Below are 22,448 nucleotides of genomic sequence, written 5' to 3' on the forward strand. Positions count from 1 at the left end.
GGCTTAATGCACGGCCGCCGATTGCATAGCTGCCGTACAATCCTTGTACGGCAGCCGTAAGGTACATATCAGTCTTCGGTTATCATCAAACTGTGGGCTTGATATTTCGGTAAAAAGCGCTTTACCGCAGCATTTTCAAACTGCACGGTAATAACGTAATCGCTGTCATGTGCGCCCGCCTTTGTACCGACAATAACGCCGTAGCCCCAATCGTCGTGATATACGCGTACCCCCTTCGCCCAGCGCCGCTCAAGGGCACTTTGCGCTTTTGCGCTTTTTCCGCTACCGCCTTCTCCGAACGACACTGCGCGGGAAGACGGTGAAAATCCGTAGGGGGCTCTTCCCTCTATATCGGCGGTTTTATTTCCCAATTCATATAAAAAGGGACTCGGTTCGGTATATTCGGTACGGCCGTACAGTCTTCTCATCGCGCAGGATGTCATATATAATTCATCTTTTGCACGAGTAATTCCTACATAAAACAATCGCCGTTCTTCTTCTATTTCTTCACTGTCCTTATCGACGCGGGGGAAAATACCTTTTTCAAGGCCCGTAATAATAACACGCGGAAATTCCAAGCCCTTGGTATTGTGCAGTGTTATTAAAGTTACCGCATCCTGCGGCTCCCCGTTTTTTTCTTCGGCCGCTTCAAGGGTACGGTCAAGTTCGATATGATCGAGAAAATCCAAAAGACCGTTCAGCGTTTTCGGATAAAAAACGGCACTGTTTGCCAGTTCCTGCATATTTGCCGTTTTTTGAGTACCGGCAATTTCATCCTGAGCACTGTAATACTCATTCAATCCCGAAGACAGTATTATTTTTTCGACAAAAACCGAAAGTTTTTGATCCGTTTTGTCGGCATCGGAACGGTTTTCGGCAGTTGTCCCATGTGCCGAATCTTTAGGCGACCCGTCATCTTCTCCCAAAAAGGAACACAGCGATTCCATAACGGATACAAAACCGTGCACCGCATCTGCGGTTTTTTTAGACAAAAAAGAAGCGCTCATGCGACAGCCTTGTATAAAGTCGATTTGATTGTCTTGACCGCGCGCATTTACCGAACGCACAAAATCAACGATTTTATCTTGAGAAACCGCTCCCACGGAACGGGCGGGTTTATTGACTATACGCCGAAAGGCTATTTCATCTTTCGGATTCACGACGAGGGCTAAAAAAGCAAGTATATCTTTAATTTCTTCACGTTCGTAAAACTTTAAAGAGCCGACAACGGTATAAGGAATTTTTCGGTGTAAAAATTCGGTTTCAAAGCCCAACGATTGAGCGTTTGTACGGTATAAAATCGCCCAATCCGCATAAGGACAGCCCATTGTACGGGCTTTTTGAATAAGATCCGCGCAATAGGCGGTTTCGGCATCCTGTGTCGGCAAAAAAGCAAGGACGGGGCGCTTTCCGCTTCCCCGCTCGGCACGCAGCGTTTTTCCCAAACGCTCGGTATTGTTTTGTACCACCGTATCCGCCGCATGTAAAATGGGAGAAACAGATCGGTAATTGCGTTCCAAGCGTATGATTTTAGTTCCCGGAAAATGCTCTTGAAAGGTTAAAATATTTTTAACTTCGGCGCCCCGGAATTTATAAATGGACTGGTCGTCGTCGCCGACAACGCACACATAGGTTGCACTTGAAGAAAGCTGCTGCAAAAGCAAAAACTGGGCGGTATTCGAATCCTGATATTCGTCAACCATAATCACTTTAAATCGTTCGTGCATATGAGCGCGCACGGTTTCGTCGGCACGAAGCACGCAGACGGGCAGCATAATAAGGTCGCCGAAATCGACATTTCCCGTTTCCCGCAAACGCTGTTGGTATGCCGCATAGATATCCGGAAAATCCGGGTCGCTTTCTACTTGTACCAAATCCGGAGAATCGGGGAAAAGGCAGTAATCTTTTGCAAGAGAGATTTTATGTGCGGCATGAGAAGCTTGTTGACGCGACAACGAAGGCACCGCCTTTGAAAGTAAGGTAACCGTATCGGTATCGTCGTACACGGTAAAGTTGGGTCCGATTCCCGCTTGAGAAGAAAAGGTACGTAAAAAACGCGCGCCGAACGAGTGAAAGGTGCGTATTTGAGTAAATGCGGCTTTTTCTTCCAACAACCGGGCGCGTTCTGCCATTTCATTGGCGGCTTTTTTTGTAAACGTAACGGCCAATATCGACTGCGGGTCCAAACCTTTTTCACCGATAAGATAGGCGATTTTTGTAGTAATAACCCGCGTTTTACCCGAACCGGCTCCGGCTAAAATCAAAAGAGGAGACCCTTCGTGTACTACCGCTTCGTATTGTTCGGGGTTCAAAACATTCAAATATTCGCATCCGCTCATACGCTTAATACTCCGACCATATCGACACCGCGCACTCCCGTTATGCGCACTTTAACCACTGCTCCGGGAAAAACGGCGGCGGCATGTTTTGCATCCGGATCAAAGCGGATAACGCAGCTGCCGTCAACTTCGGGTGCTTGAAAATCGCATCGCCCAAGGGCAAAGGCCGTTTCTTCGTCCGCCGCGAAAAAGTTATCGGCAGCCGTATCGCCGGCCGTATCGGCGCGGACGGGAGGAGCGGTATCGGGCAAAATACATTCTTCGACCAAAACATCGCGGACCTGCCCGACATAGCGATGTAAAAGACGTTCGGTTATTTTTTCCTGTGCTTTTTGCAGTTTTTGTATACGTTTGCCTACCGTTTGTGCGCCTACCCTTTGTTTAAGCAAAGCTGCCGGTGTGTCTTCTTCGGCACTGTATGCAAAACAGCCCGACCAAAGAGGTTCTACGGTTTCCAAAAACCGAAGTGTGCGTTCGGCTTCTTCATCGGTTTCGCCGGGAAAACCGCATAAAAAAGTGGTTCTGAGTACGGCATTGCTCAAAGAGCCTTTTATGTTTCGTATAAGCTGTATATAACGTTCGGCACTTCCGCGGCGGTTCATTGCACGGATAATGCGGTTGTCTCCGGATTGAAAGGGAAGGTCGAAATACGGAACTATGCGCGTATCTTTTTGTATAAGCGGCAAGATATCGGCGGGGAAGTGATCGGGGTGAATGTATAAAAGTCTAAGCCAAAAATTCCCTTCCAAAGCGCTTATTTTTTGCAATAACAGGCTTAAGGGACTGGGGCGTTGAAAATACAGGGGATGTTCCGAGTTTCCCTCTTCGGCGCCGTCGCAGCCGTAAGCCGCCAAATCCTGGCCGATTAAATTAAACTCGAAGATGCCGCGCTTTTGCAAACTGCGTATTTCATCTACAATATCATCGGCACTGCGGCTTCGAAGAGGCCCGCGTATAAGGGGAATGGCGCAAAACGAACAGCGGTTATTGCATCCTTCCGTTATCTTAATATAGGCTGAAGAAGGAAAGCCCAAAAGCTTGTGCCGCTCGCCCGTACATACTCCGCTTTGGGGAGGTTTGACAAGGGGACGTTCTCCTCTGTCAAGCTTTTTAAGCACTTCGTCCAGTGCGTTTAAATCACCGTTTCCGAATACCGCATCCGCTTCGGGTAAATCTTTTGCAAAAACGTCCGCATAACGCTCGGAAAGGCAGCCTGCAAGAACAATTTTTGCATCGGGATGAGCTTTACGGGCGGCAAAGAGAGCATCCAGCGATTCTTTTTTTGCACTTTCTATAAAACCGCATGAGTTTACGATAATCAAATGGGCGTATTCGGGATTTTCACTGTATGTATAACCGCGTTTTTCCAAGTATGCGATTATCAATTCGCCGTCAACTTGATTTTTTGCACAACCGTGCTGATCGAGAAAAAAATAACGCGGCGATTTATGTTTGTACTCAGTCAACTTCCGCTACCGTCAGCTTATAGACACCGTCCGCTTCTTTTATCCAGCGCACATCCTGTACTAAAACCTGACCGGGGCGTCCCATTTCCAAATCGTAAGATTTGCCTTCGGCAATCAATTGCATTTTTACGGTATTCGCATTTGAAATCCATAACCGCAAAGCGCTTTGGGCCGACATTTTAAGAGTATCGCCGGAAGTTAAAAGGTTTTCAACGCTTTCATGTTTATCGCTTTTATAACGGTACAAACATACGCCCCGAAAACTTGCATTTATCGTAAACGGATACGCACGATTATCCTGCAAAATAACCGTGTGCTTGGTTCCTTCTTTTAAAGCTTCACCGGACTCCAGCGCAACTGTCCCGGCCGTTACGGTTTCGGACGTAATTGCAGCGGCGCTTCCCGATTTAACGAACATACGTACTTCCGCACCCAATTCTTCTTTTTCTTTGGAAATATCGGATAAAAAGACGACAATGTCGGCATCTCCTGTGCCGTCAACATCCATTTCAAGTTCTTCGCCCAATTCGACATATTGAACTCCTATGGGAGTTGTCAATGCAAGGGTATTAAGCGTTTGTGAAACATGTAAGGTTACCTTATTATCGGGAAAGGGAACTTCTATCGCATCTCCCTTGTACAAACGCCTTTGAAGCGGAACGGAAGAAACGGTATAAGACTGTCCCTTGTTTTTTTTCAAATCGACTGAAGTTAATTTTGAATTGCGGGGTTTTATGACGGTAAAATACACGCTGAAAATAAGCGCCGCACACAAACCGACGGCACCGCCGACAATGGCTGCAATGAGCTTTTTATTTACTCTCTTTTTTATAATAAGATTTTCGGGAACGGGCGCTTCTTGCAGCATTTTTCCCTGAAATAATTTAATAAGATATACACTGTCCAAGCCTAAATATTCGCTGTAATTACGTAAAAAACCCGTTACATAGGTGTCGCCGGGAAAAATATCCGTATTTTCGTTTTCCAAAGCTTCAAGGTATTGCTTTGATATAATCGTATCGCGCGAAATCGTTTCAAGACTCAGATTTTTTTCTTCCCGGGTTTTACGTAAAATTGCACCGAAACTTTCCATGACAAACTCCCCCGCTATTCCGCAAGTAAAAAATTATTATACGTATTTGCAGAAGAGGGTGCATCGTATAAAAAGCGAGTATCGGGAATGTTTTGATTTAACACATAATTTGAAAAATCATATCTAAAAACTTCCCGGCTTAATGCGGAAACCGCTTCTACCCGCCGAATAAGCAAGGTAGTCGGATTAATTGCAAGCTTTATTGTTTGAAATCCTTCCGAAAGACTTTTACGCGATAAAATTAATTTGATGACTTTTTCTTCGGCGGAGGTACCGGCGGTATCTGCATCAAGGGCGACCGGTTCTTGTCCGGTTTCGTAGGCAATCGAATAGTAGCGCCGCATGAGCGCAAGGCCTTCCGGCGTTGCAAGATTTGCCGCCTGTGAACGGCCGCCGCTTTCAACGGATTGGCTTAATATCGAACGCGGTCCGGGAAGATAAATAGTCAACTGTTCGCCGTTAAACACGATTACCTGCGTTTCCGGGTTTGAAAAATCTATCCGAAGCAAATTCGGCCGTTTAAAAGATACGTGTGACTGCATCTGTGTTTTTCCTGCCGCAACGGCCATATCCGCTTCAAAATCCTGTATTTGGGCATATTTTTCCGATACGGTTTTAAAAAAAGCACTGACCGTCAATATCTGTGATTGAGCGCTTATGCCGATACCGATCAGCAATAAATAAAAAATACTGCCAGCAATTTTCTTCATTATATGCACTTACCTCAATAGACTATAATAAAAAAGATTTTCTTATAAGTCAAGTATCGTCTGCAGGATTCAGTATGAATAAAAACTGCAAAAACGCTGAAAATATCATACTGACGAGAACACGAGTGCTTTGCCATGGTTGAGCTTTTAGGGCAAAATCACCTGAGAAAAACGCTCAAAATGGCTTGCACTCGGTCCCCGTTATCATGTCGTTTTCACTTTACGTGCAATTCCTTAAGAATCCCGACTTACATCCCCTTTTCCGACACAAGCCGGAAAAAAAATCGCCTTGTGTGTTGATTTTTTTTTCACTGAGCGTTACAATCGGTACAGGTTTGTGGACCTGTTATCATGTGTACATAGGAGGCGCCGTATGGATTCCGACCCCGGCAGTAGTTGTTTATATTTTTCTATGCACACAGGAGGACAGGCCCATGATAACATTTTGGCAGCAGGAAAAAGACAAACTCGTTCAACGTTCCGAATCGGAGTTAAACCCCGATTTAAATAAATGGGTGGATGCCCGTTCGGTAACGCGCGAAGACATCCGCATTCTCGAAGAAGATTATAATATTGAACAAGAACACATCCTCGATATTCTCGATCAAGACGAACTTTCGCGCATAGAACGCGAAGACGATTACACGCTTATTATTTTGCGGCTTCCCGTCTTTATTCCCGACAACGATATCAGCTATTTTACGGTTCCGCTGGGTATTATTTTGTATCCGGGAACGGTTATCACCATTTGCTGGACGGATTGCGAGGTTTTAAAGGATATTGCCGAAAACCGTATACGGGATTTAACGCTTTCGGATTTTCCCGCCTTTATTGTGCGTATTTTAAGCCGTTCGGATACCACTTTTTTGCGCTATCTTAAAGAAATAAACAGGCGCTCTGCAACCATTCAAAGTCAACTTGAACGTTCTATCAGAAATAACGAATTGATTTTGCTTTTAAACCTTGAAAAGTCTTTGGTATTTTTTACGACATCGCTTAAAAGCAATCAGATTTTATTTGAAAAAATAAGCAAAACGCGCATTATCAATTTGGATGAAGAAGATAAAGATTGGCTTGAAGACGTTGCCATAGACAACCGCCAAGCTATCGAAATGGCGGATACTTACAGTAATATTCTTTCGGGCATGATGGATGCCTTTGCATCGGTTATTTCGAATAACCTAAACATCGTTATGAAGCGTTTAACGGTTATTTCCCTGATTTTAATGGTACCGACCTTTATCGTCAGCTTTTTCGGAATGAACGTTCCCCTGCCCTTTATGAAGTCGGGCTGGACGGGCGTAATCGTTATAAGTTTACTTTGTTTGGTTACCGGATTTATCGCAAAATTGACATTTTCGGACCGTCCGGATCCGTCAATTCGGCCTAAAAAACGCCGTAAAGAAAACAAAAGAGGATAGCGGTGAATTTTACAAAAAAACGATATTATGCCTTTTTGGTATTTTCCGTTTTTATCTTGCATACGGGCGTCGTGTCCGCCCAAGAAACGATACCTTCCGATATAAAAAACAGTATGATTGCCTTGGTTCGCCTCACCGAAAAAGAGGATTGTTTTATTATCGGCGAACACAACCAGACCGTAACGGCGGAACGCAGCGTAAAACCGTTTTATTTAAACAAGTACGAAACGGCCTATATTTTGTGGTATGAAGTGCGCGTGCGTTCGGAAAAACATTTAGGTTATGTATTTCAAAACCCGGGACAAGAAGGTTCTGCCGGACGGCGCGGCCGCGAACCGACGGAACAAGGTATATACCAGCCGGTTACAAACATCAGCTGGCGCGATGCAATTGTATGGTGTAATGCATTCAGTGAATTGGAAAACCGCACGCCCTGCTACACATACAAGGGAGAAGTGCTGCGCGATTCTTCGCATGCGGCCGCAGTCGATTTGGCCGAATGCGATTGGAATGCGGACGGGTTCCGGCTTCCGAGTGAAGCCGAATGGGAATATGCGGCACGCAAAATACGCGGCAAAGAAGGTAAAAAAAGCTTTACCGCAGGCAACAGCCTCTCCGGAGCGGCGTGGAACGCCGAAAATACCGAAAAAGCCGCTCAAAAAGCACGGAAGCTTTTTTTGGAAAGTGCCGATAACGAAAACAGTACAAAAGAAGCCGGACAAACCGAAGTCTTGATTTTACCCTATTTTTTGTATCCGGGAACGGCTAATATAGCAACGGCGGGAAGCATTCTCGGCCCTATGAGTATGCCCGAAAGCGGCAAAGCCAATGCTTCCGGTATCTACGATATGAGCGGCAATGTGCTGGAATTTTGCTGGGACTGGTTTGCCGGCTACGATAAAGCCGACAGGGGCGACTCTTCCGATGAAGGAAAAAACCTTACAAATCTGCCCGCAGCGGACAAAAAAATACACAATACCGAAAAAACCGCCGCACAAGAACTGTACGGGCCGCGTTACGGTTCCGACAGGGTGTGCCGCGGCGGGAGCTGGAGTCCCTATGCCGCCTTTTTATACAGCGCCGACCGCTACGCATACAACCCCGGAGAAGCCTACAACTATATGGGCTTCCGTTTTGCCGCTACTGCCCGTTGAAAATTAAAAAGCGTGTAACAGCTGAAATCGCAAGCCGATTTACTCCTGCGGCAGGCATTTTAACTCGGCCTTTGTAACCGTCCACTTGTCTTTGTAATTACGCTCGACTTCCAAAATACCGTAACGCCCTTCGGTTAAAGAACCCGGATTCATAAGGACGGTGCAGCCGAGTGTATCGACGGCAAAAGATTCGTGGATATGGCCGCTTATAAGGGCAAGGGGCTTATGTGTTTCCACAAAGGTACGTACCGATTTGGAGCCGACATGAGAACCCCCGTTTACGGTATCGAGTTTTGTATTGTAGGGCGGATGATGAATCAATAAAATCAAATTATCGCAGTCGTCTTTTTCGTGTACTATATTCAAATCGCTTATCAATTCTTCTTCGGTTCTTTCAAAGGGTGTAACGCCGGTGAAACGCAAGCCGCCGCCGCTTCCGGCAAACGCAAGTCCGTCACGAAACACCAAATCACCCTGTACCGATACGTCGAGATTTTCCAATTCGGTTAAAAACTCTTTTTCGTCGCAGTTTCCCAAAACGCAAAACAAGCTGTCGTGTTTTTTTACCAGCGTATTAAGCACCGGTAAAGCCGTATCGGGGGCTTTAAAACGGGCAAAATCGCCTGCAAACAACACGGCATCCGCAAGACCGAATTCCTCGTCGAGCCGATCAAGACTTTGTTCATCGCCGTGAATATCCGATAAAACAAGAAAACGCATACCTTCCTCCGCTGCGGCGGAACAACCGATGTATATGCTTATTGCACGTACATCGATCCGCTTTACATTTTTAACATTATATCCGCCAGCAAACGCATTTGTTCGCCGGTTCCTACCGTAATACGCACAAAATCGCCGGTATCGGGTCCTTCAAAATAGCGTACTAAAAAGCCCCGCTCTTTAAGCTGTTTGTACACAAAGGCCCCCGAAAATTCTGCGGGAGCTTCCGGTTTTCCCTTTTTTACCATAACAAAATTCGTTTGTGAAGGCAATACCGTCCAGCCCGCCTTTTCCAATTCATTTTTGAAAATATCCCGATCGGCTGCAATTCGGGACGCTTTATCGGCATAATAAGACCAATTTTTGCATACGGCGGAACCCGCACATTGCGTAAGAACGTCAACGGGAAAATGATTAAAGCTGTTTTTCGCTTTTTTAAGCGCACTCACAGCTTCCGGCCGGGCAATGCAAAAGCCCAAACGCATTCCGGCAAAACAAAACGCTTTTGAAAAGGTACGCACGATTATTAAATTGTCATAACGGTCTAAAAGGGATAGAGCGGTTGTGTTTCCGAAATCGGCGTACGCTTCATCTATAACGACGGCACGGCCCCTTGCGTTTTTTAAAACGGCTTCTATGTCCTCATTTGTCAATGCAATACCGGTAGGAGCATTGGGATTCGCGCATATAAAGCCGGAACAGGGTTCTTTTAATGCGGAAATTACGGTGGGAACATCAACCGACCAGTCCGGTTTTAAAGGAATTCTTTTTAAAGGAATGCCGTAATATTCTCCGTAAACCGGATAAAAGCTGTACGTATATCGGGGCAAAATAAGGGGAGCGTCGGCATCGAAAAAAGAATAAAAAATAAACGAAAGCACTTCATCGGAACCGTTCCCGCAAAAAATCATATCTTCGGTGACATTAAAAGGAAGTTTAGCCGAAGCGTTCAATATGCCTCCCGATTCATTAAGCATACGAGCAAGCGCTTTACATAAATCGGCCGACTCCGGATCCGGATACAAAGACATTGAAGCGGCTTTATCTTTTATAAAGGCCGATAAAATTTCCGAAACTGCGGGCGCCGGAGGATAAGGATTTTCATTGGCATTGAGTTTTATATAATTGCAAGCGGGTAATTGTTCGCCGGGAACATAGGGATGCAGATTTTGAAGTTTTTTTGAAAACACACTTCCTCCGTTTTGTGCTATAGTATGCAATGCTTTCTAAAACGTCAAGGGGGTAAAAATTCAATAATACGCCTGTAGACGATTGCAAAGTTTTTATATTATTGTATAATTAAGACAGATGGCAAATAAAGTAAACATGTTAACCTTGCTGAAGCTTTTTGCTCAGCGTCAAAATCATGCTCTGATTTCGTTTGCGGAATTTTGTGCATATATACAGTATTATGCACAAAAGCATTTGCATGAAGTTCCCGAACTCGTTATTTTTTTAAAAAATCCGGAAACTTCGTTACAAAAGTATTTAAGCAAACTTGAAACGGAACGTTCAATTATAATCGTAAACGCAGATACGCCCAAAAAAGGGATTATCGTTATTTCTTTTTATGTTGAAAAATATGCAAATCGTTATCGTGAAATACTTAATAATCCTGCAATACCCTACCCGCTTATAACCGACTTGCCTTCACAAACCCCTTTGGAAATTATAGACCGCCAACAAGCGTCGGGGCTTTTAACCCGTTTGTTCGATGAAATGCAGCCCGAAGAAAAAAGAGAAAGCGGTTCTAAAAACGTTTCCGCAGTTCCAAAACTTTACGGTCTTATATTACCGCGCGATATGCCGATTATAATATTTCCGTCCGAAACTTCGGTAAACATCTTATTCGACATTGCAATGGCAAAAATACGCCAAATGCTTCGCAAAGAAGAATACCATGATTATTTTTTAAAAAAACTGCGTGTAACAAATCCGGGTAAGGACATCTCCATCAAATCTTTTTTTACGCAATTTATCCAGCGGCCGATGGAAGCAATGGAATCGATACGAAATTCCGGTGAAGTTTTTTACTTTTGGGGACAATTGTGTTTTTTTATCCGTCAGGATTACGAAAAGGTAAAAGATTATACGCAAGAAGACATTGCCCTGCTGCAAAGTATTTATTTAACCGAAATTGCAATCAATTACTATAAAAATAAATCTCAACAAGCACAGCAAAAAGACGCCGCACTCCGTGTGTTGGAACAGCTTTTGGATAAACCGCCTTTTTATTTTAATAAAGAAACCATTCAAAATTTTTCGGATTCCAAGGGACGGCGGCTTTTGGGGCAATACACTGAAAAAGATTTAAATGAATTCCTGCATGCAAAAACAACGGCGTTTTCGGATAACAATCTGCCGGAACTGCTTACTTTTAAATTGCATACGGGAGAATATTACTATATTACAAAATCAAAAGTAATTCCCCTTATTATACGGTTATGCAGCGATGCGCGCGAAACCATAAAAAACAATTTAACGAAAGAATGGTTTACCTTATACAAGCATTTTGACAGCGTTCCCGCAATGACGGATAAAAAAGCTTTTGAACGGCGGCTTGAACAAGAATTGTTGTCGCGGGCGCCGATTTTATATGCCCTGCTGCATTCGAATTTTTTATCGCTTATTTATTATGAAACGTTAATTTCCAAAGAAACGACAAAAAATGCTCTTAATTTATTTGCCGACGGAAAATTGCTTCCTTACAGCGAATTGCTTATGCTTTCCCGCTCCGAAATTATTACCGATGCAAAAATTTTATTGCCGTGGTGGTACACTCTTCCTCCCATATCATGGATAGCCGCATTTATACTGCGGCCGCGGAAACGGAAAAAAAAGAAAACGGATATTCCCGTCGAAACCGCCCATGTTGAATTACAGGACGACAGCTTACCCGAAAGTGCGACACGGAGCGCGCGGAAAAAAGAATTCCGTACGGCTGCCGAACAAGCGGAAAAAGTATTGGTTCCGCCCGGTTCTTCTTTAGACAGAGAAATGACATCATACATCAATCAGTGGAATCCCTTATTGGATAAAGAGCTGCGCGCAAATCTGACGGAAGACGTCAATTCTCTTATACGCGATTATATGCGGCGTACAATCAGAACTTTAAAAGCTTCCAATTTTACGGTTGACCGCATACAAAATTTGGCGGAAATATTGATTAAAACATCTTCTTTACAAAAAATAAAAAACAAAGAGCCGCTGCAAATCTATGTGGTTTTATACATTATCAGACTTGTAAAAAACGGATAACTTGCAACCGTTTTTTCGGCTTTACAAAAAAAACAGAGATTTTTTTATAAAATCTCTGTTTTTTTATTTTTTTACCCCTATCATATTATGTAGCCGGAAAAAATTACGGAGGTTAACGTATGAATTCACTCAATTCGATTATCTTGGAAGGCAATGTTGTCCAAGAACCCGTTTTACGCGAAACGGCAAAGGGAACGCAGGTATGTACTTTTTCCGTTATGTGTATGCGAACGTACAAACAGGATGATTCCTATGAAAAAGAAATTTCTTTTTTCGACATCGATGCATGGGGGAAACTGGCCGAACTCAGCATAAAAAACGGCGTTAAAGGCAGGGGTGTCCGTGTTGTAGGAAGGTTAAAGCAAAGTCGTTGGGTAGACAGTGAAGAAAAAAACCGCAGCAAGATTACGATTGTTGCCGAACACATAGAATTTAAGCCGCTTTTCAAAAAAGTACAATCGGAAAAATCGGAAGAAAAAGCGGCCGAACTTGAAAAAGTTCCGGCTTTTTAACTAAAAGTTTTAGATTCTTTTTCCGGTTTTACAAGCGGGGGTATTGAAAAAGTGCAATGCTTTTGAAAACCCCCGTATTTTATGTATATCAGCAAGTACCCGCAACACGTTTTTTTTACTTATGCTTTTTTTTTGTATTTTTGTGACCGTTTTTTTCCCCGCGGGAAAAAAATGTTTTGTTATCCTTTTCGGATAAAATAAACGATTTTTTGCTTTGTGCGGGTACGGCGGAATAAAAGCCGTCTTTCCAATTAAAACGTGAGGTATCGGGTAAAGATTCTCCCCTATGCATCGCGCGCACAATAGCCTTAATGTCCGCACGGCGCACGCTTGTTTTGGACATATCGATTAAAAAGCGCGAAAAGCCGCTCTTTTTTAAAACATGCACGCGGTCCACAATCGAAAAGGGGTCGGCGGGCATGACAAAGGAACCGTCCGGTGTAGAAAGGGCGCGGAAGGACATGCCTTCTTTGTCGTTAAATGCGGCAAAATCATAGGATTCGGGCAGTTTAAAGCGCATACGAAAGAGGGCAGGATATGCAAAGAGGCATATCATCAGGCGGGAGCGCTGAGGGCCTTCAAAAATGCTTTCGAGGGTGCTTCGGCTGCTTTCATGGCTCATAATAAAAGCATCTATGTTTTGATTTTCGAGCCAGGAAACCGCCCAGCGGTTAAAGGTGTATAAATAAGGGCCGCCTATCAGTATATCCTTTTCCGATTTAAGCATATTGATATGGGCCGGATTGTTTACAATCCACTGATAAAAACCGTCTGCGCGCAGTGACGCTATATCCTTTTCCAAAACCGCCTGCGTTTCCGGCGTACAAAAGGGGTCAAGCGAAATAAAAACCTGTTTTTTCGAACAGGGAAGCGCTTCTTTTTTTTCGATAAGCGAACGCCGCGTATCGCTGTTCAATTCCAAAATAAAGCGTACCGGGTGCTCCGCCAAACATGCGTGCATATCCGAAAGCGTACTCACCTGTATATACACTCCTTCAGGAAAAAAGGATAAGCTGTCTTTTTTTAAAGGCGTTAAGTCGAGTATGGGCAGTCTTTCATCTGCGGGCTGTAAACGGTAGGGCGATAAATCGGCCGGAAGCACGCGCTTATACCGCTTGGACATGGACTTTGTTTGCAAAAGATATACCGGATCGCCGCGGCCGGCTTCGGGCGGTACGCTTATCCATGTTTCGGCTTGTGCACGGGTGTTTTCAAAAACCTTTACTTCCTGTACCTTGTAACTGATACGTCCCGAATCGTCTTTTTTGTGGATGCGGATTGAATCTCCGGCTTCCGGCTCGTAAGAACCGCCTTTTAAAAGGGCGAATTTTTGCACGTCCTCTGTTTTTTTATCGGAGGCGGCCGGACGCTTGCCGACATTTTTTTTATCCGGTTCGTCTAAAGCTTTAGGGGTCGGCGCTTTTTCCGAGCGCACACTGTCTATTACTCCCAAATAAATACCCGTACCGCCCGCCTGATTCGGGTTTAAGAATTTTGAAGCATCGCTTCCGTCAAACCAATAGCGGGTTTTTGCGCGGGCGAAGTCGGTTGCAAGCATACGTTTTCCGGTTTCAACGGCGCCTTTTTCATCTTTTTCCCAATTGTCTAAAACATAGCGGTAGGCTGCCGTTACGCTTCCGACGTATTCGGCGCTTTTCATGCGTCCTTCTATTTTGAATGAATCGACACCCGCTTTTATCAGGGCGGGAAGGCGGTCTATAAGCTGCAAGTCGTGCGGCGAAAAATAATAGCCTTTTTCTTTTGCGCCTCCGGGAAGTTCGGCTTCGTAATAACGGCGGCACGCTTGTGTACACATACCGCGGTTTGCCGATTTTCCGCCCAAAAAACTTGAAAAAAGACACAAGCCCGATTCGCTCACACAAAGGGCGCCGTGTACAAACACTTCCAATTCGGAAGAGGTGCTGCGTTTTATTGAAGATATTTCTTCAAGGTTTAATTCCCGCGCCAAAACGACACGTTTTATGCCTTCTTTGCTTAAAAGGTTTACCGCCGCCGCACTTGCAATATTCATTTGAGTTGAAGCGTGCAGTTCAAGTTTCGGGAAAAACTCCTGTACCATGCGCACGATACCGAAATCCTGAACAATCAGGGCATCGGGGCCGACCTTATTCAAATAGGATAAAAAACGGTATAAGCGTTCGGTTTCGCTTTCTTCGATAACCGTATTGACCGTTACATATATTTTTTTCTTTTGCCGGTGTACGGCTTCAACCGCCGCTTCAAATTGATTCCACGCAAAATTCGAGGAGCGTAAACGGGCATTAAAACTTTTAAGTCCCATATAGACGGCATCGGCACCCTCGCCTATTGCCGCGTCCAAAGCTTCTATGTTGCCCGCAGGAGCTAATAATTCCGCCATAATAAGTTGAGTATACACCAAAAACCGTAATGTGACAATCTTACATTTTTACTTGCTTATTCAGCTGAAATCCGTTATCTTGTAAAACACACCCTTATTAGGAGGCTTATTATGCTGGACAAAAAAGTAAGTCGATTGTTGAACGAACAAATCAACAAGGAATTGTTTTCGGCTTATGTATACTTGGATATTTCCAATTATTTTTATGATGAAGGCTTGGAAGGTTTCGGTAACTGGTATAAAATTCAAGCAAAGGAAGAACAGGATCACGCCGATTTAATTCTTCAGTATTTGCAAAACAACGGTGAAAAAATCATTTTGGAAGCTATCGACAAACCGAATCATTCTTACAAGGAATTTAAGGATGCCTTGGTTGTAAGTTTGCACCACGAGCAGTATGTTACAAGCTTGATTCATACGATTTACGCAGCGGCGATTGAGGTAAAGGATTACCGCACTATGCAGTTTTTGGATTGGTTTGTAAAAGAACAGGGCGAAGAAGAAAAAAACACCGAGGATATGATTAAAAAGTACGACTTATTCGGTTCGGACGCAAAAGCGCTGTACATGCTCGACAGCGAATTAAAAGCGCGCACATACGCCCCGCCGTCTTTGGTTCTGTAGGTTTTGTAAGGGTTATATCCGAATGCAAAACGCAGCAGTATAAAAAAGAGCTGCCTTCACAAATTTTCCGAAGGCAGCTCTTTATTTTTTTATCCCATTAAAAAAGAATTAAAACAACTCCTTAATGCTTAATAGTGACCGTACATGGGGCCGTAGGCTTTACATGCGCGGTAGTCCTGTCCTTCTTTATCCATACCGAATGCATTCCATGCGGCAGGGCGGAACACCTTGTCTTCCGGTACATTGTGCATACAGACGGGAATACGCAGGATGGAACAGAGTGTAATTAAATCCGCACCGATGTGTCCGTAGCTGATGGCACCGTGATTTGCACCCCAGTTGTTCATAACGTCGTATGCGGACGTAAAGGCTCCCTTGCCCGTAATGCGCGGGGCAAACCAAGTACAGGGCCATGTGTAGTTTGTGCGCAGCCACAGTTTATCCGTTACTTCATCCGGCAAGAGAACTGTCCATCCTTCGGCAATTTGAATAACCGGGCCTAAGCCTTTGACGATGTTCAAACGGGTCATCGTTACGGGCATTTCGGCATTCGTTACAAAGCGCGAGGAAAAACCGCCTCCGCGGAAATAGCCGAAGTCGGCGGCACACCACGTAGTTGCTTTAAGACAGGCTTTTTGATCTTCGTCGGTAACTTCCCAGAAAGGCTTCATAACGCCGTTGCCTTTTTTATCTTTCATTTCGGCACTGGCATCCAAACAGCTTGCACCGGAGTTGATAAGGTGCAAAAAGCCGCCGGCTTCTTTTGCAACGCCTTCCAATTCGTAACCGGAAGCTTTTTTAACCGCATCGGCGCTCCAATAGGTGCGCACGTCGGAGAATATCTGGGCGGTACCGGTAAGCAGTTTTCCGAACAGCATGGAAACGCCGTTTAAGGTGTCGTTTTCGGTTGCCAAAACGTAAGGCTCGCGCGCGCCGTTCCAGTCGAACGACGAATTGAGCAGGGCTTCGGGGAAGTCGCAGTTCGGATAAAAATCCGTCCATTGGCGCTGACCCTGGAAACCGCCTGCAATCGCATTGTGTCCGACCTTTTCTTCCGAGCAGCCTTCCGGAAGGTTTTGATTGCCGTTGTACAAATCTTTGATGATGCACATCATTTTAACGACAAATTCCCATGATTCGGCTTTTTCTTTATCCGACTTTTTCATATTATCGGGATTCATATCGATGCCTTCCGGACAGTATTTTTTTGTCCATGCAAGGGCTTTTTCGTATTCTTTTTTGTCGTAGATACCTTCGGTCATGCGGCGGATAATTTCCACTTCGTCAACGGATTCGACGCGCATTCCCAGATAGCTTTCAAAGAATGAGGGGTCGATGATGGAGCCTGCAATTCCCATACAAATGGAACCGATTTGTAAATAAGATTTTCCGCGCATGGTTGCGGCCGCGACGGCGGAACGAGCAAAGCGTAAAAGTTTTTCCTGTACGTCGGCAGGGATATCTTTTGCATCGGCTTCCTGTACGTCGTGTCCGTAAATGCCGAATGCAGGCAAGCCCTTTTGAGCATGTCCTGCCAAAACGGCGGCCAAATAAACGGCACCGGGGCGTTCGGTTCCGTTAAAACCCCACACGGCTTTAATGGTCATCGGATCCATATCCATGGTTTCCGATCCGTAGCACCAGCAAGGCGTTACGGTTAAGGTAATGTCTACGCCGGCTTTTTTAAACTTTTCGGCGCAGGCAGCCGCTTCGGCAACGCGTCCGATGGTTGTATCGGCAATAATAACTTTAACGGGTTCGCCGTTTGTATAACGGACATGTTTTTTAAAGAGCTTTGCGGCCGCTTTAGCCATGTTCATTGTCTGCTCTTCAAGAGCAGCGCGAACGTTAAGCGGTCCCTGTCTTCCGTCGATAGTGGGGCGAATACCGATAATAGGATATTCCCCGATAAGTCTGCTTTTTGCCATATATGTACCTCCTGTATACGCTGCATCCTTATGCAAGCGTAGTAATAATATACAAGCCCGTCAGCGCCGAATCAGCGTTGTAGGCAGCCGTATTTCACAGTATTCCCTTTCGGGATTATTAATACGTTCCAATATCATTTCGGCAGCCTTTATGCCGATATCCTGCATGGGCTGAGCCACAAAGTAGCGGCACCACGAAATAAGGGAAGAATAATACACATCGTCAAAGGCGGCAAAGACAATTTTTTTTTGTACTTCTTCCGGTTCTTCCATTACCCGTTTGGCCGCTCCCAGCGTTACCATAAGATTTACACAAAAATAGGCATCCGGAAGTTTTTTACAAGCGAGCATAGCATCCATAGCCTTATAGCCGCCTTCCATATTCAAACCGCTTGAAACAATCAAGCGTTCATCAACTCTAATATGCGCCGTTTCCAAAGCTTTTTTATAACCTGCAAAGCGTTCACGGCTGGTCATCGAATCTTCATCGCCGCCGAGAAAGGCTATACGTTTAAACCCGTCGGCAATTAACGCACACACCGCTTCTTGGGTACCTCCCGCATTATCGACCAACACGCAGTCGGTAGAAAAAGCGCTGAAATTGCGGTCTACGAGTACCAGAGGAATATCCTGCTGAATACGTTTGAAGTGGCGGTACGAAGGACTTACCGGAATGGCGATAATACCGTCCACAAATTGACCTGCAAGATAGTCGAGGCGTTTTTTTTCAACTTCTACGGAATCGTTGGAACAGCATAAAATCATAGAATAACCGGCTTGCCGCAGTACTTTTTCAAAGCACTCGCACAAAAACATAAAAAAGTAATTGGACAATTCCGGCGCGATCACACCGATAGTTTTACTCTTTCCCATTTTCAAGCTGCGGGCAGCCGGATACAAGCGATAGTTTAAACGGGCGATGGAAGTGTTTACGGCACGCCGTTTTTCTTCGGATACCTTCGTATCCTTATTCAATACGCGGGAAACCGTTGCGGTTGAAACCCCTGCATCCTGAGCAACATCTTTTATCGTAATCACTTCCGTATCTTCCCGTTTTTAAAAATCCTTTTAAATAATCCGAAACGCTTATGCTTTGCGGGCATTTTTGCGCATATCGAAGTATACCGCAATAATAATAATCGTTCCTTTTACCAAAAGCTGGTAATAAGAGTCGATGCTTAAATAGGTCATACCGTAGTTGATAATACCCATCGTCAATACACCGACAAGCATTCCGCCCATAGTTCCGACACCGCCTGATTGTGAAATACCGCCGACGGTAACCGCCGCAATGGCGTCAAGCTCCATTCCCTGACCGGTAAGCGAGTTTGCAAGCCCCAAACGCGACGATTGTAAAACGCCGGCGATACCGTATAAAAGGCCGGCCAAAGCATACACGATAACGAGGTTTGCTTCAACATTGATTCCGGCAACACGGGCGGCTTGCGGGTTTCCGCCGATTGCGTAAAAGTTCGCGCCCAATCGCGTATGTTTTAAGATAACCCATACAAGAAAGGCGGCAACCGCAACGTAAATGACAAGATTCGGAATAGGACCGACAAAGCCCTGTGCAATGTGCTTATAACTGTCCTTTACGCTTCCGACAACCTTTGCCTGAGTATAGATAAGCTGAATACCGCGCGCCAAAGACATTGTACCCAGCGTTGCAATAAAGGGCGGAAGCTTTGCATAAGCGACGAGGGTTCCGTTAAAGGCGCCGAACAATAAACCTACAAGCATTGCCGCAATGATGGGCAAAAACAGGGGAAAATCTATACCGGGATACATAGCCGAACTGTAATCCGGGTTTTGTGCAAAAGAAGCGGCAATACTGGTTGTAAGGCATACCATAAAACCAATTGATAAGTCGATACCTCGCGTAATGATAATCATACCGACACCCAAGGCGGCAAAGGCTCTCACCGATTCGGCGATAACAAGATTTTGAAGCGATGCGACTTCCATAGAACCGCCGCGCGTTAAAATGCCTAAGATAATGAATAAGAATACAAACGTAATATAGTTTGTATATTTACTGCCGAATTCTTTTAATGTACGGCGGTTTATGTTTAATTTATCCATAAAAATACTTCTCCTAATTTAAAAGTCTTTTCGATTAATCGGAAAATTTAGTTGCCAAACGCATAACCGATTCTTGCGTTGCATCTTTTTTATCCAAAATACCGGTTAAGCGGCCGTTGCATAATACCGCAATACGCTGCGACATACCGATAAGTTCGGGCATTTCCGACGATACCATAATAATCGATTTTCCTTCTTTTACCAAATCCGTCATTATCGTATATATTTCATACTTTGCGCCGACATCTATACCGCGTGTCGGTTCATCCATTATAAGAACATCCGGTAAGGTCATAAGCCAGCGGCTTACAATAACCTTTTGCTGGTTTCCGCCGGACAGGTTTTGTATTTGCGTATTCATCGACGGCGTTTTGGTACGTAAAAGCAAGCTTAAACCGGTTGCCATCTTTTCAACTTCTTTATGGCGGATGAGGCGGAATTTATTCAGATATTTTTTTTCGGTATTTGTCGTAACGGCTGCCATAGCCGTATTCTTTGTTATCGATAACAGGGGAAATATACCCGTGCCACGCCTGTCTTCGGTAATAAGGCCGATTTTGTTTTTTATCGCATCGCGCGGAGAACGTATTTTTACTTTTTTACCGTCTATAATAATTTCACCTACGGAAACGGCTCTCAGCCCGAACAATGCTTCAACCATTTCGGAGCGCTGAGCACCGACCAAACCTCCGATTCCTAAAATTTCGGATTTACGTAAATCAAAGCTGATGTCTTGAAACGAATGAGGATTCGGAGAAGAAAGATGCTCGACTCTTAAACGAACTTCTCCGGGTACGGTGTCTACCGGCGGAAATCGCTGTGTATTTACGCGCCCGATCATCAAGTTGATAAGCTTGTCTTCATTCAGTTCGGAAGCAGGGTAGGTTCCGACCATAGTACCGTCACGCATAACCGTTACTTCGTCGGCAATGCGGAATATTTCGTTCATGCGGTGTGAAATATATATAACTGCAACGCCTTTTGAGCGCAAATCGTTTACAATTTTAAAAAGATGCTCGACTTCTTTTTCGGATAAAGAAGATGTGGGTTCGTCCATCACTACAACCGACGCACCGTAAGAAACCGCTTTTGCAATTTCGCATGTTTGTTGAGCGGAAATGGAAAGATCGGACATTTTACTTGTAGGAGATATCGGCATATCGAGCTGTTTTAAAAGATGTGCCGTGTCTGCTATCATTTTATGGTGATCTATAAAGGGAAATTTTCCCCCGCGTTTCGGTTCGCGGCCGAGCCAAATATTTTGCGCAACGGTACGCTGCGGCACATTCGATAATTCTTGATGTATCATAGAAATGCCCGCTTCCAAAGCGTCTTTTGCGTCATGAAATTTTACTTCTTTACCTTTAAATACAATCCTGCCCTTGTCCGGATGATATATACCGAACAAACATTTCATAAGGGTGGATTTTCCCGCGCCGTTTTCACCCATAAAAGCGTGTACCGTACCCGGTTTAACATTTATCGATACATTATCGAGGGCAAGAACGCCGGGGAATTGTTTTGTTATACCTTCCATACGGAGAATGTATTCGTCATTCATTGGAATTCCTGTGTGTGTATTTTTAAGGAGGGGTAAAAGCACCCCTCCTAGGGATTGCTGCAAAACGGATTGCTTTTTGAAAATCCCTTTTTTACGTTATTGTTTTATTTTACAATCGGTTTAAAGGGAACCAAATAGCACTGAGCCAAAATAGCGGTGTCGGTTACAGGATCTTCACCGGTAACGGCTTTAGCTGCCGATAAGCCGGCCTTTGTCGTATAACCGATAGCGGTGCCCTTTGTAGCAACCTGATATACCAATTCAAAAGCGGTGGTGGACTGACCTACGGAGTCCTGCAAAACGGTGGCATACATTTTGTTTTCGTTCATAGAACGCACACCGGTTTCCGTTCCGTCAACGCCGATAACCGGTACTTTCAATACGGTACCGTCGCCGTTGGTATCTTTGGTAACATCGGAAGGATTGTCGGTGTATTTGTTGGTCAACATGGATTCGATTGCACCGAGTCCCATATCGTCGTTTTGAGCGATAACAACGTTGAATTTACCGTTGTGTGCGGCAATCCATGCGTCCATTTTTTGCTGAGCTTCGCCGGCACCCCAGTTTGCCGTATCTTCGGCAACCATATTCACCGTGTAACCGCGGGAAGCAAGACCTTCAACAACACCTTTTTTGCGGTTTACTTGGGCAGGATGTCCGAGCTGACCGTTTAAGAGCAATGCATTTACGGTTTTTCCGGGCGCCTTATCGGGATATTTTTTAAAATAATCGTCGATAATTTGAGCTTGAATATCGCCCGCTACGCTTTCCGGAGAAGAAGCAAGGAAGAAATTCTTACCTACTTTCAAAGCGGCAACGGAAGGTTGAATGTTGGAAAAAGCGGCGGCTCCGCCTTTCGCATTGATAGCCTTTGCCATTTGTTCGGTTGCAGCAGTATCTTGAGGAATAATAACAAAGTATTTTACACCCTGTGTCAACAATGTGTTCAATTGGTCAAGCTGTGTTGCAACGTCGCCGTTACCGTCCATAACTTTTAAGTCAACGTTGTTTTCTTCAGCCAACTTTTTTAAGTTATCGGCATAGTCACGGACAAAGGTTTCGTTTAAGTTGCGGATAAGGGCTCCCATTACAACTTTGCCGTCTGCAGCACTTTTTTTCGTACAGCCTACAAACATCATTCCCGCCATGAGCACGGAAACCATCAATACCAATCCTAATTTTTTCATAAGATTACTCCTT

17 protein-coding genes are annotated in these 22,448 nt (G+C 44.7%); 5 read left to right on the top strand and 12 right to left on the bottom strand.

What is annotated here, in order from left to right:
• Positions 1–68: 68 nt before the first annotated feature.
• From H0R92_RS11585 to H0R92_RS11600, 4 genes are read right to left on the bottom strand one after another with little or no spacing between them, the layout of a single operon-like run.
• Complete coding sequence (locus H0R92_RS11585) at positions 69–2,339, bottom strand: ATP-dependent helicase (RefSeq protein WP_432964915.1); 2,271 nt, start codon at positions 2,337–2,339, stop codon at positions 69–71.
• Positions 2,336–3,805 carry a MiaB/RimO family radical SAM methylthiotransferase gene (locus H0R92_RS11590; protein ID WP_432964918.1) on the bottom strand — a complete coding sequence of 490 codons (1,470 nt, stop codon included), beginning with the start codon at positions 3,803–3,805 and terminating at the stop codon, positions 2,336–2,338. Before H0R92_RS11590 ends, H0R92_RS11585 begins: the two co-directional genes overlap by 4 nt.
• Entirely contained in the window at positions 3,798–4,898 is a 1,101-nt protein-coding gene (locus H0R92_RS11595) for a helix-turn-helix domain-containing protein (protein WP_432964921.1), read from the bottom strand. The genes H0R92_RS11590 and H0R92_RS11595 overlap by 8 nt, the downstream gene beginning before the upstream one ends.
• 14 nt (positions 4,899–4,912) lie before the next feature.
• Positions 4,913–5,608, bottom strand: coding sequence for a LolA family protein (locus tag H0R92_RS11600; protein WP_432964924.1), 696 nt, complete (start codon positions 5,606–5,608; stop codon positions 4,913–4,915).
• Between the two features lie 434 nt (positions 5,609–6,042).
• Between H0R92_RS11600 and H0R92_RS11605 the strand changes: the two genes are divergently transcribed.
• Both H0R92_RS11605 and H0R92_RS11610 read left to right on the top strand, forming a co-directional pair.
• On the top strand, positions 6,043–7,029 hold the full coding sequence (locus H0R92_RS11605; protein ID WP_432964927.1) for a magnesium transporter CorA family protein: 987 nt from the start codon (positions 6,043–6,045) through the stop codon (positions 7,027–7,029).
• A 2-nt stretch (positions 7,030–7,031) separates the two neighbouring features.
• Positions 7,032–8,183, top strand: a complete 1,152-nt coding sequence (locus H0R92_RS11610; RefSeq protein WP_432964930.1) for a formylglycine-generating enzyme family protein — start codon at positions 7,032–7,034, stop codon at positions 8,181–8,183.
• Positions 8,184–8,222: 39 nt separating this feature from the next.
• On the opposite strand, the gene H0R92_RS11615 is transcribed toward H0R92_RS11610, so the two are convergent.
• Entirely contained in the window at positions 8,223–8,903 is a 681-nt protein-coding gene (locus H0R92_RS11615) for a metallophosphoesterase (RefSeq protein WP_432964933.1), read from the bottom strand.
• A gap of 62 nt (positions 8,904–8,965) precedes the next feature.
• The gene (locus tag H0R92_RS11620; RefSeq protein ID WP_432964936.1) at positions 8,966–10,093 is read right to left on the bottom strand and encodes a pyridoxal phosphate-dependent aminotransferase; all 1,128 of its coding nucleotides are present in this window, start codon (positions 10,091–10,093) and stop codon (positions 8,966–8,968) included.
• Between the two features lie 118 nt (positions 10,094–10,211).
• Between H0R92_RS11620 and H0R92_RS11625 the strand changes: the two genes are divergently transcribed.
• Positions 10,212–12,161 (top strand): hypothetical protein, encoded by a 1,950-nt coding sequence (locus H0R92_RS11625; RefSeq protein WP_432964939.1) that lies wholly within the window; start codon positions 10,212–10,214, stop codon positions 12,159–12,161.
• Positions 12,162–12,280: 119 nt separating this feature from the next.
• Positions 12,281–12,673 (top strand): single-stranded DNA-binding protein, encoded by a 393-nt coding sequence (locus H0R92_RS11630; RefSeq protein WP_432964941.1) that lies wholly within the window; start codon positions 12,281–12,283, stop codon positions 12,671–12,673.
• 115 nt (positions 12,674–12,788) lie between these two features.
• Here H0R92_RS11630 and H0R92_RS11635 read toward each other — a convergent pair whose 3' ends face one another.
• Positions 12,789–15,053, bottom strand: a complete 2,265-nt coding sequence (locus H0R92_RS11635; protein WP_432964943.1) for a peptidase U32 family protein — start codon at positions 15,051–15,053, stop codon at positions 12,789–12,791.
• 111 nt (positions 15,054–15,164) lie between these two features.
• Between H0R92_RS11635 and H0R92_RS11640 the strand changes: the two genes are divergently transcribed.
• Complete coding sequence (locus tag H0R92_RS11640) at positions 15,165–15,677, top strand: ferritin (RefSeq protein WP_432964945.1); 513 nt, start codon at positions 15,165–15,167, stop codon at positions 15,675–15,677.
• A 128-nt stretch (positions 15,678–15,805) separates the two neighbouring features.
• Here H0R92_RS11640 and H0R92_RS11645 read toward each other — a convergent pair whose 3' ends face one another.
• The 5 genes from H0R92_RS11645 to H0R92_RS11665 form a co-directional block, all read right to left on the bottom strand.
• Complete coding sequence (locus H0R92_RS11645) at positions 15,806–17,605, bottom strand: L-fucose isomerase (protein WP_432964947.1); 1,800 nt, start codon at positions 17,603–17,605, stop codon at positions 15,806–15,808.
• Positions 17,606–17,665: 60 nt separating this feature from the next.
• Positions 17,666–18,643: a LacI family DNA-binding transcriptional regulator gene (locus H0R92_RS11650; RefSeq protein ID WP_432964949.1), complete on the bottom strand. Its 978-nt coding sequence runs from the start codon at positions 18,641–18,643 to the stop codon at positions 17,666–17,668.
• A gap of 48 nt (positions 18,644–18,691) precedes the next feature.
• On the bottom strand, positions 18,692–19,687 hold the full coding sequence (locus tag H0R92_RS11655; protein WP_432964951.1) for an ABC transporter permease: 996 nt from the start codon (positions 19,685–19,687) through the stop codon (positions 18,692–18,694).
• Between the two features lie 34 nt (positions 19,688–19,721).
• Complete coding sequence (locus H0R92_RS11660; RefSeq protein WP_432964954.1) at positions 19,722–21,248, bottom strand: sugar ABC transporter ATP-binding protein; 1,527 nt, start codon at positions 21,246–21,248, stop codon at positions 19,722–19,724.
• Positions 21,249–21,352: 104 nt separating this feature from the next.
• Positions 21,353–22,435 (bottom strand): substrate-binding domain-containing protein, encoded by a 1,083-nt coding sequence (locus H0R92_RS11665; protein ID WP_432964957.1) that lies wholly within the window; start codon positions 22,433–22,435, stop codon positions 21,353–21,355.
• Between the last annotated feature and the right edge of the window lie 13 nt (positions 22,436–22,448).

Source organism: Treponema sp. OMZ 840 (genome assembly GCF_050937815.1).
Classification (GTDB): Bacteria; Spirochaetota; Spirochaetia; order Treponematales; family Treponemataceae; genus Treponema_C.

What these genes read in the sequence shown, in the direction of transcription:
- H0R92_RS11585 (WP_432964915.1), bottom strand. Translation starts at nt 2,339, where the DNA reads ATGAGCGGATGCGAATATTTGAATGTTTTGAACCCCGAACAATACGAA.
- H0R92_RS11595 (WP_432964921.1), bottom strand. Translation starts at nt 4,898, where the DNA reads ATGGAAAGTTTCGGTGCAATTTTACGTAAAACCCGGGAAGAAAAAAAT.
- H0R92_RS11600 (WP_432964924.1), bottom strand. Translation starts at nt 5,608, where the DNA reads ATGAAGAAAATTGCTGGCAGTATTTTTTATTTATTGCTGATCGGTATC.
- H0R92_RS11605 (WP_432964927.1), top strand. Translation starts at nt 6,043, where the DNA reads ATGATAACATTTTGGCAGCAGGAAAAAGACAAACTCGTTCAACGTTCC.
- H0R92_RS11615 (WP_432964933.1), bottom strand. Translation starts at nt 8,903, where the DNA reads ATGCGTTTTCTTGTTTTATCGGATATTCACGGCGATGAACAAAGTCTT.
- H0R92_RS11625 (WP_432964939.1), top strand. Translation starts at nt 10,212, where the DNA reads ATGGCAAATAAAGTAAACATGTTAACCTTGCTGAAGCTTTTTGCTCAG.
- H0R92_RS11630 (WP_432964941.1), top strand. Translation starts at nt 12,281, where the DNA reads ATGAATTCACTCAATTCGATTATCTTGGAAGGCAATGTTGTCCAAGAA.
- H0R92_RS11635 (WP_432964943.1), bottom strand. Translation starts at nt 15,053, where the DNA reads ATGGCGGAATTATTAGCTCCTGCGGGCAACATAGAAGCTTTGGACGCG.
- H0R92_RS11640 (WP_432964945.1), top strand. Translation starts at nt 15,165, where the DNA reads ATGCTGGACAAAAAAGTAAGTCGATTGTTGAACGAACAAATCAACAAG.
- H0R92_RS11645 (WP_432964947.1), bottom strand. Translation starts at nt 17,605, where the DNA reads ATGGCAAAAAGCAGACTTATCGGGGAATATCCTATTATCGGTATTCGC.
- H0R92_RS11655 (WP_432964951.1), bottom strand. Translation starts at nt 19,687, where the DNA reads ATGGATAAATTAAACATAAACCGCCGTACATTAAAAGAATTCGGCAGT.
- H0R92_RS11660 (WP_432964954.1), bottom strand. Translation starts at nt 21,248, where the DNA reads ATGAATGACGAATACATTCTCCGTATGGAAGGTATAACAAAACAATTC.
- H0R92_RS11665 (WP_432964957.1), bottom strand. Translation starts at nt 22,435, where the DNA reads ATGAAAAAATTAGGATTGGTATTGATGGTTTCCGTGCTCATGGCGGGA.